At 65.0% G+C, this 12,759-nt stretch carries 12 protein-coding genes; all 12 read left to right on the top strand.

The window, feature by feature from the left end:
• The 12 genes from rfbA (at window position 1) to AAHB16_RS19730 (ending at window position 12,750) form a co-directional block, all read left to right on the top strand.
• Window positions 1-882, top strand: coding sequence for a glucose-1-phosphate thymidylyltransferase RfbA (rfbA, locus tag AAHB16_RS19675; RefSeq protein ID WP_150372644.1), 882 nt, complete (start codon window positions 1-3; stop codon window positions 880-882).
• The gene (gene rfbC / locus AAHB16_RS19680) at window positions 879-1,424 is read left to right on the top strand and encodes a dTDP-4-dehydrorhamnose 3,5-epimerase (protein WP_342051785.1); all 546 of its coding nucleotides are present in this window, start codon (window positions 879-881) and stop codon (window positions 1,422-1,424) included. The genes rfbA and rfbC overlap by 4 nt, the downstream gene beginning before the upstream one ends.
• On the top strand, window positions 1,417-3,276 hold the full coding sequence (locus AAHB16_RS19685; protein ID WP_150372642.1) for a hypothetical protein: 1,860 nt from the start codon (window positions 1,417-1,419) through the stop codon (window positions 3,274-3,276). Before rfbC ends, AAHB16_RS19685 begins: the two co-directional genes overlap by 8 nt.
• A complete protein-coding gene (locus tag AAHB16_RS19690) occupies window positions 3,273-4,013 on the top strand; it encodes a WbqC family protein (protein WP_150372641.1) in 741 nt (246 codons plus the stop codon). Before AAHB16_RS19685 ends, AAHB16_RS19690 begins: the two co-directional genes overlap by 4 nt.
• Before the next feature lies 1 nt (window position 4,014).
• A complete protein-coding gene (locus AAHB16_RS19695) occupies window positions 4,015-4,647 on the top strand; it encodes a class I SAM-dependent methyltransferase (RefSeq protein ID WP_150372640.1) in 633 nt (210 codons plus the stop codon).
• Complete coding sequence (locus AAHB16_RS19700) at window positions 4,647-5,312, top strand: acetyltransferase (protein WP_150372639.1); 666 nt, start codon at window positions 4,647-4,649, stop codon at window positions 5,310-5,312. Before AAHB16_RS19695 ends, AAHB16_RS19700 begins: the two co-directional genes overlap by 1 nt.
• 48 nt (window positions 5,313-5,360) lie before the next feature.
• Window positions 5,361-6,506 (top strand): dTDP-4-amino-4,6-dideoxygalactose transaminase, encoded by a 1,146-nt coding sequence (gene rffA / locus AAHB16_RS19705; protein WP_342051786.1) that lies wholly within the window; start codon window positions 5,361-5,363, stop codon window positions 6,504-6,506.
• Window positions 6,507-6,599: 93 nt separating this feature from the next.
• Entirely contained in the window at window positions 6,600-8,066 is a 1,467-nt protein-coding gene (locus tag AAHB16_RS19710; protein ID WP_342051787.1) for a flippase, read from the top strand.
• Between the two features lie 23 nt (window positions 8,067-8,089).
• A complete protein-coding gene (locus tag AAHB16_RS19715; RefSeq protein WP_150372636.1) occupies window positions 8,090-9,025 on the top strand; it encodes a glycosyltransferase in 936 nt (311 codons plus the stop codon).
• Window positions 9,026-9,031: 6 nt separating this feature from the next.
• Complete coding sequence (locus AAHB16_RS19720; RefSeq protein ID WP_342051788.1) at window positions 9,032-10,381, top strand: hypothetical protein; 1,350 nt, start codon at window positions 9,032-9,034, stop codon at window positions 10,379-10,381.
• 177 nt (window positions 10,382-10,558) lie between these two features.
• Window positions 10,559-11,491, top strand: a complete 933-nt coding sequence (locus tag AAHB16_RS19725; RefSeq protein ID WP_342051789.1) for a glycosyltransferase — start codon at window positions 10,559-10,561, stop codon at window positions 11,489-11,491.
• Complete coding sequence (locus tag AAHB16_RS19730) at window positions 11,488-12,750, top strand: glycosyltransferase family 4 protein (protein ID WP_342051790.1); 1,263 nt, start codon at window positions 11,488-11,490, stop codon at window positions 12,748-12,750. The genes AAHB16_RS19725 and AAHB16_RS19730 overlap by 4 nt, the downstream gene beginning before the upstream one ends.
• Window positions 12,751-12,759 lie beyond the last annotated feature (9 nt).

The following is a 12,759-nucleotide window of genomic DNA, read 5'->3' on the forward strand; positions in this document are numbered from 1 at the left end:
ATGACAAGAAAAGGCATTATCCTGGCCGGCGGATCCGGCACCCGTCTTTATCCGGCAACGCTGGCGGTGTCCAAGCAGCTGCTGCCGATTTACGACAAGCCACTGATCTACTATCCGCTCAGCACGCTGATGCTGGCCAATATCCGCGACATCCTGATCATCTCGACGCCGCAGGATACGCCGCGCTTCGAGCAGCTGCTGGGATCGGGCGAGCAGTGGGGCGTCAATTTCTCGTACGCGGTGCAACCCTCGCCGGACGGGCTGGCCCAGGCATTCGTGATCGGCGCCGAGTTCCTCGGCGACTCGCCCGCCGCGCTGGTACTCGGCGACAACATCTTCTATGGCCACGATCTCGTGAGCATGCTGCGGCGCGCGTCGGCCGCGACGTCCGGCGCCACGGCGTTCGCCTATCGCGTGCAGGACCCCGAGCGCTATGGCGTGGTCCAGTTCGACAGCCGCGGCAAGGCCATCCATCTCGAGGAAAAGCCTACGGCGCCGCGTTCCAACTATGCGGTCACGGGCCTGTACTTCTATGACAACGACGTGATCGACGTCGCCCGCAACGTTCGCCCGTCGGCGCGCGGGGAACTCGAGATCACCGATATCAACCGCTGGTATCTCGAGCGTGGCCGCCTCGATGTCGAAGTCATGAGCCGCGGCTACGCGTGGCTCGACACCGGTACGCACGAGTCGATGCTGGAAGCGAGCCAGTTCATCCAGACCATCGAGCATCGCCAGGGCCAGAAGGTCTGCTGCCCCGAGGAAATCGCGTGGCGCGCGCACTGGATCAGCGACGAGGAACTGTCCGCGCTGGCCGATCCGCTGCGCAAGAACAGCTATGGCCGGTATCTGCAGACGCTGCTCGCGGAGTCGCGCGCATGAAGGTGTTGCAAACCGCCATCCCCGAGGTACTGATCCTGCAGCCGGCGGTGCATGCCGACGCGCGCGGCTGGTTCTTCGAGGGCTACAACCGCCGCGTGTTCGCGGCGGCGGCGGGCGTCGATCCTGAGTTCGTTCAGGACAATCATTCGCGGTCGTCGCGCGGCACGCTGCGCGGCCTGCATTACCAGCTGGCGCGCCCGCAGGGCAAGCTGGTGCGCGTGACCGAGGGGGAAATCTACGATGTCGCGGTCGATATCCGGCGCGCCTCGCCCACGTTCGGGCAATGGACCGGCCATCGCCTGCGTGCCGACGACCACGAGATGACGTGGATTCCGGCGGGCTTCGCGCACGGCTTCCTCGTGCTGTCCGAATTCGCCGAAGTGTCGTACAAGGTCACCGACTACTACGACGCGGCGTCGGAGCGGTCCATCCTCTGGAACGATCCGGCCCTTGGCATCGACTGGCCCGACGTCGATCATCTGCTGCTGTCCGACAAGGATCGCGCCGCATCCCCGTTTGCCACCGCCGAAGTCTATGCGTGAAGCCGCCGTCCGCCAGCCTGCTCTTTCGCCGGGCGTGCGCGTCGCGCTCGTCGCTTCCGCCGCCGCGTCGCTCGCCATCCTCGGGTGGATATTGTGGTTCTGTCGTTTCGGACTCGATTTCGCCGACGAAGGCTACTACCTCGTCTCGATCGCCGCGCCCGATCGGTACACCGTCTCGCCAACCCAGTTCGGCTTTGTCTATCACCCGCTGTACCTGCTCGTGCATGGCGGCATCGCGGCGCTGCGGCAGGGAAACATCCTGCTGACGTTCGGGCTGACCTGGTGGGTGGCGGCAGTGTGCCTGGCCGAGATTTTCGGCGCCGCGGCGATGCCGCGCTGGTCGAGGTGGATCGTCGCGGCCGCGTTCGCGACCGTGTCGCTGATGTTCCTGCGCCTGTGGCTGCCGACGCCCAGCTATAACTGGCTGGCCTTCCAGGGCGTCATGGTGACCGTGGCGGGCATGCTGCTGGCGCAGCGCGAGGCCAGCCCGCGCAGCGTCGCGGGCTGGATCGTGATCGGCCTGGGCGGCACGCTGGTATTTCTTGCCAAGCCGACCACGGCCGCGGTCACGGGCGCGTGTGTCCTGATCTATCTGGCCATTGCCGGCAAGCTTCGCTGGCGCATGCTCGCGATCGCCGTGGCAACGGCCGCGGCCGGCTGCGTGATGGCCGCACTGGCCATCGACGGTTCGCTGACTGGCTTCGTGCACCGGCTCCAGCAAGGGGCCGCCAACGCTTCGCGGCTCAATACCGGCTATTCGATGCTGAAGATGCTGCGCATCGATGCGTTCGAGCTCGACCCGAAGTCGCGGGAGGCCTTGGCGTGGGGCGTCATGTTCATCGGCGGCGCTGCCTATCTGCTGAGTTCCCGCCTCGCGATCGTCCGCGGGCTCGGCCTCTTGCTCGTGCTGGCCGCGCTGGTCGCGGACGCGGTGATCGTCCTCGGGATTCCCGAGAAGCCGACCGAGTTCGGCGAGTTCCAGCATCTGATGCTGCTGGCCGTACCGCTGGCCACGATACTGCTCGCGCTGTTGCTGCCCCATTCGCCGTTGCGCGCGATCTCGCGCCGGCACTGGGCGCTGTTTGTCGTGTTCATCCTGCTGCCGCATGGGTTTGCGTTCGGCACCAGCAACAACTACTGGTGGTTCGCCTGCCTGGTCGGCATCTTCTGGATACTGGGCGCGCTCGTGCTGCTGGCGCCCGCTACGGCACGGCGCGGCGTCGTGGGCCTGCTGCTGCCGCTGGCGATAGGGGCGCAACTGATCGTCGTGACCCAGGTGCACAGTGGCATGCAGGGGCCTTACTATCAGCCGCTTCCGCTGGACAAGGACGACTATCGTGTCGATCTCGGGGCGCGCGGCGGCGTACTGCGGCTCGCGCCGACGCATGGCAAGTACACGACCGACGCGATCGATGCCGCGCGCAAGGCGGGATTTGCCTACGATACGCCGATGATCGACCTGACGGGCCACTCGCCCGGCCTGCTGTTCGTGATCGGCGCGCGGAGCACGGGGCAGGCATGGATTACCGGCAACTACCCCGGATACACGGGCAGCGAGGCGATCGCGCGAGACATTCTCGCGGGCGTGAGCTGCGACGAACTCGCCCGCGCCTGGATTCTCGCGGAGCCCGACGGGCCCGTGAAGCTGTCGGGCGCGCTGCTGAAGCATTTTGGCGCCAGTATCGAAACGGACTACGACGTCGTGGGCCGGTTCGAGACCGCCCCGGTGGTGGGTGGCTTCACCCCTGTCAAGACGCAGCAATACCTGAAGCCGCGCCGGCCGTTCGAGGTGGCGCGCGCCGCGTGCGAGGGAGCGCGACGCGGTGTCGATATCGAGGAGCAACACCCATGAAGAAGATCGCAATCGTCCAGTCCAACTACATTCCGTGGAAGGGCTACTTCGACATGATTGCCGCCGTCGACGAGTTCATTCTCTACGATGACATGCAGTACACGCGCCGCGACTGGCGCAACCGCAATCAGATCAAGACCCCGCAAGGCGTGCAATGGCTGACCGTGCCCGTGCAGGTAAAGGGGAAGTACGATCAGCGTATTCGCGATACCGAGATCGACGGCACCGACTGGGCCAGGGATCACTGGAAGGCGCTGGCACAGAACTACCGGCGCGCCGCCTGCTTCACGGAGATCGCGCAATGGCTCGAGCCGCTCTATCTGGAGCGGGCACCCGGTTCGCTGTCGCAGCTCAACCGGCTGTTTATCGAAGCCATCTGCGGCTACCTGGGCATCGGCACGCGCATCACCAACTCGTGGGACTATGTGCTGGCGGACGGCAAGAGCGAGCGTCTGGCGGACCTTTGCGTGCAGGCGGGCGCATCGACCTATATCTCCGGGCCGGCCGCGCGCGATTACATCGACGATGAAGTCTTTTCGAGCCGGGGCGTGGCGGTGGAGTGGTTCGAGTACGCAGGGTATCCTGCATATCCGCAGCAATGGGGCGAATTCACGCATGGCGTGACGATCCTGGACCTGTTGTTCAATTGCGGACGCGAAGCACCGAAATACATGAAATACGTGCGGAACGCGGACGGCCAGCTGGCCGACCGGACCGTATCCATTGGGGGGAATTGAGATGCAGGGCGACAACACGGAACTGCTGGGCGAGGTAGCCGGCTACTATGCGGCCCGCCTTGCCGAGCATGGCGACACGCCGCGCGGCGTCGACTGGAACGGCGCGGAAAGCCAGCACCTGCGCTTTGCCCAGCTGTCGCGCATCATTGCCGGCGACGCCCCCTTCAGCATCAACGATCTCGGCTGCGGCTACGGCGCGCTCAACGACTATCTGCGCGGCGTCTTTCCCGCATTCGATTTCGCGGGGTATGACATCGCGGCCTCGATGATCGACACCGCGCGGCAACGGGCAGGCGAGCGCGCCGACACGCGGTTCGTGGTGGCCAGCGAACCCGATCGCGTGGCCGACTATGGTATTGCCAGCGGCATCTTCAACGTGCGGCTCGGGCGCGGCGACGAAGAGTGGCTTGCCTACGTCAAGGCGACGCTCGACGTCCTCGATCGCACCAGCCGCCTCGGATTCGCATTCAACTGCCTGACGTCCTACTCCGACGCGGAGAAGATGCGCGACACGCTCTATTATGCGGATCCGTGCCTGCTGTTCGACATGTGCAAGCGCCGCTACGCGCGCAACGTGGCGCTGCTTCACGATTACGAGCTCTATGAGTTCACGATCCTCGTGAGGAAAAGCTGATGAAAAAACCACTCGTCATCTTTGGTGCCGGCGACATCGCGGAACTGGCGCTGTACTACTTCCGGAACGACTCCGATTACGAGGTCGTGGCCTTCACGGTGGACCGTGCGTTCATGGGCGCGCCTGAGTTCCGCGGCCTGCCCGTGGTGCCGTTCGAGGATGTGGCGGCGCAGTACGATCCGTCCACGCATGCGATGTTCATTGCCCTCAGCTATGCAAAGCTGAATGCGCTGCGCAAGGACAAGTACCTGGCCGCGAAGGACATGGGCTATCCGATGGCGAGTTACGTGAGCTCCCGCGCGATGGTCCTCAACGACGGCGCGATCGGCGAGAACTGCTTCGTGCTCGAAGGCAACGTGATCCAGCCGTTCACGGTGATCGGCAACAACGTCACGCTCTGGAGCGGCAATCACATCGGCCATCATTCGTCGATCGGCGATCATTGCTTCCTCGCCTCCCACGTCGTGGTCTCCGGCGGCGTCAAGATCGGCGAGCAGAGCTTTATTGGCGTGAACGCGACCATTCGCGATCACGTGACCCTCGGCGAGCGCTGCGTGATCGGTGCCGGCGTATTGCTGCTGGAGGACGCGGCCGCGGAGGGGGTGTACCTGGGAGCGGGCACCGAGCGCTCGCGCGTACCGAGCAGCCGCCTGCGAAAAATCTGACCGCATGGCAGGGCATCACATCACAACGCATACCCGAGGGAGTCAACGGTGAGTCAAGACAGGAAGATCGCGTTCAATCGGCCCTATGTCACGGGCAAGGAATTCACCTACATCGAGCAGGTCGAGCGCGATTTCAAGCTGGCCGGCGACGGCACGTTCACGCGCCGCTGCCATGAGTGGATCGAGGCCAGCACGGGCTGCAAGAAGGCGCTCCTGACGCATTCCTGCACGGCTGCGCTCGAGATGACGGCACTGCTCCTCGATATCAAGCCGGGCGACGAGATCATCATGCCGTCGTACACGTTCGTGTCGACGGCGAACGCGTTCGTGCTGCGCGGTGGCGTGCCGGTGTTCGTCGATATTCGCGAAGACACGCTGAACCTGGACGAGCGCCTGATCGAGGCCGCCATCACGCCGCGCACGCGCGCGATCGTGCCGGTGCACTACGCCGGCGTCGGCTGCGAGATGGACACCATTCTCGATATCGCCGCGAGGCATGGGCTGCGCGTCGTCGAAGATGCCGCGCAGGGCGTCATGGCCAGCTACAAGGGACGTATGCTGGGCGCCATCGGCGACCTGGGCGCGTTCAGCTTCCACGAAACGAAGAACGTGATCTCGGGCGAGGGTGGCGCGCTGCTGGTCAACGACCCGAAGCTCGCGCTGCGCGCCGAGGTCATCCGGGAGAAAGGCACCGACCGCAGCCGGTTTTTCCGGGGCGAGGTGGACAAGTACACGTGGCAGGACGTGGGTTCGTCGTTCCTGCCGGGCGAACTGATCGCGGCTTTTCTCTGGGCGCAGCTCGAGCAGGCCGAGGCCATTACCCGCAAACGGCTCGATATCTGGGACCGGTATCACGCCATGGTGGCGCCGCTCGAGGCGTCCGGATATCTGCGCCGGCCGATCGTGCCCGCCGAATGCGTGCATAACGCGCATATGTACTATGTGCTGCTGGACCCGCGCATCGACCGGCAGCGGGTGTTGTCCGCGCTCAAGGCGGCGAATATCAATTGCGTGTTCCACTACGTGCCGTTGCATTCGTCGCCCGCGGGAGAACGCTTCGGCCGCGTGCATGGCTCCCTCGACATGACGGTGCGTCAGTCGGAGCGGCTGGTCCGCCTGCCGCTCTGGGTCGGTCTGACCGAGGAAGAGCAGCGCCGCGTGGTGAATGTGCTGGAGGCTGCGCTCGCACGATAACGCGGAAAATCCATGTAGCCGGGTGTGCGATAATTTGCGGCCCCGCACAGCCGCAAGTGGTCGCGAATTGCCGACCCGGTGAATAGAACATCCATGTTATTGCGTCATACGACTTTCAATCTGATCGGTCTGGGGGCACCGCTGCTGGTGGCGATCGTCACGATCCCACCGCTGATCGCGGCACTCGGTCCGAGCAGGTTCGGGTTGCTGACGATGGTATGGGCCGTGGTCAGCTACTTCGGCCTGTTCGACCTCGGGCTGGGCCGCGCGCTGACGCAGCAGCTGTCCCTGGCGTTCGCCCGCGGCGACGACGACTCGATCGGCCCGCTGACGGCGACGGCTACCGTGCTGATGGCCGTGCTCGGCGTGGTGGCCGGTATCGCCCTCGCGCTCGGCGCACCCTGGGGCGTCGATCTCATCAAGAGCGTTCCGGATCGCGGCGAGGCCATTCGCGCGGTCTATGCGATGGCCTTCGCGATGCCGTCGATCATCCTCACGTCGGGGTTTCGCGGCGTGCTCGAGGCCAAGTCGGCGTTTGGCATCGTCAATGCGATCCGGCTGCCCTTGGGCCTGTTCACCTTTCTTGGGCCGCTGGCGGTGGTCTGGCACGGCAATCCCGGTCTGGACGTCATCGCGCTCGTGCTCGCGCTGGGGCGCATGGTCGGCTGCGTGGTGCATGCCGTGTTCGCATGGCGCGTCCTCACGCCCGCACAGCGCCGCCTCCATGTGGGCCGCGCGGAGATGAAGCAACTGGCATCGTCGGGCGGCTGGCTCACGGTCAGCAACATCATCAGCCCGATCATGGGCTACGTCGACCGCTTCGTCATCGGCGCGGTGGTGTCCGCCAGCGCCGTGGCCTACTACGCGACGCCGAACGAGATGGTGACCAAGATCTGGATCATTCCGGGCGCCGTGACGGCCGTCCTGTTCCCGGCATTCGCCGCGCGGATGGCGGACCCGGACGCGGATAACCTCGGCCTCGTCCGGGCGAGCCTCACTGCGCTGTACATCACCGTGCTTCCCATCACGGCGGTGCTGGTCCTGTTCGGCAACGAACTGCTGACGCTCTGGATCAACGCCGAATTCGCTTCGCACAGCACGCTGCTGCTGCAGATCTTCGCGGTCAGCATCCTGATCAACTGCATGGCGCAGATTCCGTACACGCTGATCCAGAGCGCCGGGCAGCCGCGAACGACCGCCTTGCTCCACTGCGGCATCCTGCCCATCTATCTGCTCAGCCTGTGGCTGCTCGCGCGCACGTTCGGCGTGACGGGCGCGGCATGGGCCTGGCTGCTGCGCATGGTGATCGATGCCTGCACGCTGTTCTTCCTGAGCGCGCCGATCCTGCGCCAGCCGCGCACATACTTCATCAACCGGCACGTGGTCACGCTGTCCCTGCTCGCCGCGCTGACGTTCGCGGGGGCGCTGTTCGACAATCCGTGGCTGCGGGTGCTGTGGGTGTCGATCGGCATCGGTCTTGCCGTGCTTTGCACGAAGCCGGTGGCCATGCTGATGGCCTACCGTGCCAGGTACGCCGCCTCCCGCAATACCGGTAGCTGAATTTTTCCGAGCCCATTCGATACATGACCACGAGCGCGCAACCCCTGGTGACCATCGTCACGCCTACGTTCAATCAGGCACAGTATGTGGCCGAGACGATCGAGAGCGTGCTGACGCAAACGTATCCGAATATCGAATACATCGTTCTCGACGATGGCTCGACGGACGACACGAAGCGTGTGCTGGAGCCGTACAAGGACCGCGCGCACATCGAATCGCAGGCCAACATGGGGCAGGCGCGCACGCTCAACAAAGGTTGGGCGGCCGCGCGCGGCACCTATCTCGCGTACCTCAGTTCCGACGACATTCTTTACCCCGATGCGATCGCCAGGCTGGTGCAGGCGCTCGAGGACGATCCCACGCGGGTCTGCGCCTTTCCCGACTGCGACCTGATCGACCAGACCTCCAGCGTCATCAAGCGCAACGTCTGCCGGCCCTTCGACCTCGCGGATCTGGTGATCCGGCAGGAGTGCTATATCGGCCCGGGCGCGGTCTTCCGTCGCGATGCGTTCGAGCAGGCGGGCGGCTGGAAACCCGAGTTGCGGCTCGCCCCGGACCGGGAGTTCTGGATCCGCCTCGCGCGTTATGGCTCGTTCCACTTCGTGCCGGAGACATTGGCCGGATATCGCATGCATCCGCGATCGATCTCCTATAGTGATGTGTCGGAACAGACGAGCATGGAGTATCTGCATGTGCTCGACAGCTATTTCGCGACGCCCGACGTTCCCGCGGAAATTGCCGCGCGCAAGGACGAAGCCTATGGCCACGCGCTATTCGTTCTCGCGCGCAATGCGTTCCGGTCCGGGCGGCTGTCGCGCGGCAATCATTTTTACAGGCAGGCATGCGAGCGCCATCCGCCGCTGCGCGCGGCAGGTTACAAGCTGCGGCTTGTGCGCAACGTGGTGAGCAAGCCTGCGCGAATCGCGCTCTACAGGATTCGCACGCTGATGAAAGGATAACGGACGATGGAGTTGTCGACGCTGCGCCGTGCCTGGCTTGCGCCCCTCGTTTTCTTCCAGTGCTATCTCGGCCTGACCGTCGCACTCTTCTTCTTCGGCCCGTGGCCGTGGGCGGATGGTCATCCGTTGCTGCTGGTGGGTTACCTGCTGAGCGCGCAGGCGATCATCGCGATCGGCTACGGCATGTCCTGGAGCGGTGTGCGCAACTCGATGCTCACGCCGGTGCAGCGCGAGGCGGAGATCGCCCGCACGATCGGTTTCCTGCGCCGTGCGCTCGTGGTCACGCTGGTGCTGCTGATTCCGACTTCCCTGTCACGCACGGGCACCGTGCTGCCTGACGTGCTCGACGGGCTGCGCGACACGGGCGGCGCCTACAACCGCAATCTTGCGCGGCTGGACGAGGGCAACGCCTATCAGATCGTGGAGTACCTGCGCATCGCCGTGGCGCCATACCTCATGGCCGTGTTTCCGCTGACGGTAGTCTTGTGGGGGCGGCTCTCGAGCCAGTTCCGCTGGGTCGCGTGCGTGGCCATCCTGTTCAACCTGTCGGTCTATATCGCGACGGGCACGAACAAGGGCTTCGCGGACTTCGTCGTGACCCTGCCGTGGCTGGTCCTGCTGGGCGTCGCCGCCAGGACACTGCGTTTCCGCATCCCGCGCAGTGTCCTGATTCCGGTCTTTATCCTGCTGTTTTTCCTGTTCCTCCAGTTCTTCGGCATGGGGCAGGCGCAGCGGGAGGGCGGCGTGGGCGAGCTCGGCGTGATCAATACGGGCGCCGGATTGCTGTACGCGGATTCGCAGCATCCCATCTCGCTCATGCTCGGCGATGCCGGCCGCATCACGTTCGAGTCCATTACGCGATATGTCGGGCAGGGCTACTACGCGCTGTCCATGGCGTTCGACATCGATTATCACAGCACGCTCGGCTTCGGCAATTCGATGTTCATGGCGCGCAATGCCGATGCGATATTCGGCACCACCAGCTTCACGGCGGGCTCGTTGCCCGGCCAACTGGAGGAGCAGACCGGCTGGGGCATGTTCACGCTCTGGCATTCGATCTACCCATGGCTTGCCTCCGACTTCGGATTCTCGGGCGCACTGTTGGTGTTGGGGGGATTCGCCTACCTGCTCGGTTTGTCGTGGGGCCGGTCGCTCACGACGCTCGGTGCGCCGTGGCTGCTGATGACGTTCATGATGATCGTGCTGTTCTTCTATATCCCCGCCAATAATCAGATTTTTCAGTCGGCGGAGACCTGTGTGGCGTTCTTCATGGTCGCGGCCCAGCTGTTCTGGCAACGCCGGTCCCGGGCATTGCTCGCGGGGGGCGCCATGCCAGCCGCCGGGCCTGGCGCATGAGGTATCATTCGCCTTTCTCCCGATAACAGGTCAATATAGTTGGCAGAGACCGACATTCCGATCCGGGGCCTCCGGATCAGTGCCTTTGGTATCAATTCGGGCGGAGGTCTGGTTCTGCTGAAAGCCCTTCTGGAGGGTGCGAGCGGTGACCTGCGGTCAATTGAAATCGATGCGCGCGTGAGCGCGAGCCAGGTCGGCGTGCCCGAAGGTACGCCGACGCGTTCCGTCCGGCGCAGCTTTGCTGCCCGCATGCTTTCGTCCCTCCGCGCCGCACGCGAAGGCCGCGAGGACGAGGTGCTCCTCTGCTTCAACAGCCTGCCACCGCTGACGCGGTCGCGGGCCCGCGTCGTTACCTACGTCCATGCGCCGCATTTCGTCGGCGCCCACGCCGGCATCCGGTATACCCCCGTCACGCGGCTGCGCATCGTTCTCGAGCGCGCGTGGTTCCGGTTCGCGATCGGCCATAGCGACGAGGTCTGGGTGCAGACGCCGACGATGGCGCACAGCTTCCATCGACTGTATCCGGCGGTGACGGTGCGGGTCGTGCCCCTGCTGGACGGCGCGCTCCATCGGATGGTCTCGTCGATGGACGGCGGCAGCCCGGCCGCGCCGCATGCGTGGCAAGACAAGGTATTTTTCTACCCGGCCGACACCGTGGGTCACAAGAACCATGTGAACCTGCTGCGCGCGTGGGCCCTGCTGCACGACGCCGGGCACGACGCGCAACTGTGGCTGACGCTCGATCAAGACGAACTCGACGCGATGCTCGCGGCGGCGGGCGTGCCGCGCGCGCGCGCGGGCGCGGTCCGCGCGCTGGGCCGGCTCAGCCGCGACGACGTGCTCGCGCGCCTGTCGGCGTCCAGTGCGCTGATCTTCCCGTCGATCGCGGAAACGTTCGGGCTGCCCATGCTCGAGGCCAGCGCGCTGAACAAGCCGGTCCTCGCGGCGGAGCGGGACTTCGTTCGCGACGTGTGCCGTCCGGCGCAGACGTTCGACCCGACATCGCCGTATTCGATCGCGCATGCGGTCACGCGATTCGTGGAAGGCGAAGGCCCACTTCCGGGACCTTTCTTCTCGGCCGCGGCGTTCCGCGAGAAGCTTCTGTCATGAAGGTGCTCGTCGTCAGCCAGCATTACTGGCCGGAGTCGTTCCGTATCAACGAGGTGGTGGAATCGCTGCAGGAGGCGGGTTGCGAGGTCACCGTCCTGAGCGGCCAGCCCAACTATCCCCGGGGCGAGGTTTTCCCGGGCTACCGGGCTACCGGGTGGGGCGTGGAGCGTCATCCGGCCGGCTACGACATCTACCGCGTTCCGCTGATGCCGCGTGGACCGGGCGGCGCCCTCCGGCTGGTCGGCAACTATCTTTCGTTCGTGATGAACGGCGCGTTGTTCGGCGCGTGGCAATTGCGACGCAAGCGGTTCGACGTGATCTTCGTCTACGCGGTCTCGCCGATTCTTCAGGCGATTCCCGCGATCGTGCTGCGCAGCACGTGCCGTGCCGCGCTCGTGACATGGGTGCAGGATCTCTGGCCGCAGAGCCTGGAAGTCACGGGCTTCGTACGCAACAAGACCGCGCTGTCGATGGTCGAGCACGTGGTCCGCTGGATCTACCGGAAAAATGATCTGCTGCTCACCCAGTCGGAGGCGTTCGTCCCCACCGTGCGGGCGCTTTCCGGTGGGACCGAGGTGGTCTATCATCCCAACCCGGGCGAGCGGGCCATGGGCAGGACGCCTGCCGGCCCGGCCGCGCTGGTGCTGGATCCCGGGTTCAATGTGGTGTTTGCGGGCAACCTCGGGACTGTGCAAGCACTTGAAACAGTGCTTGACGCCGCCGAGCAACTGCGGCGAGATAGCGCCATACGGTTCACGCTGGTTGGCGATGGAAGCCGGCTGAAGTGGCTGGAAGACGAGATTGCGCGTCGGAATCTGCACAATGTTTCGTTGCCGGGTCGTTACGCTCCCGACGACATGCCACAGATTCTTGCGCAGGCGGATGCGCTGCTCGTCAGCCTCGTGCGCAGTCCGATCATGGAGCAAACCGTACCCAGCAAGGTCCAGGCGTACCTGGCGGCGGGACGGCCGGTCATCGCATCCATGGACGGCGAGGGTGCGCGCGTTGTGCAGGAGTCTGGTGCTGGCGTGGCGTGTCCCGCGGAGGATGCCGCGGCGCTGGCCGCCGCGATCCACGCGCTCAAGTCCGCTTCACCGGACGCGCGACAGGCCATGGGCGATGCGGGACGCGCCTATTACGCCCGGCATTTCGAACCTGCAGCATTGGCGAACCAGCTCGTTGCCCGGTTTCGGGCCGCGGTCCGCCAGCGCTGGAAGCATATGGATTCGGACTCAAATTCGAATAGAAGGGAATCATGATAACTAGAT

This window comes from Cupriavidus sp. OTU4054, assembly GCF_038440175.1.
GTDB lineage: Bacteria > Pseudomonadota > Gammaproteobacteria > Burkholderiales > Burkholderiaceae > Cupriavidus > Cupriavidus pauculus_D.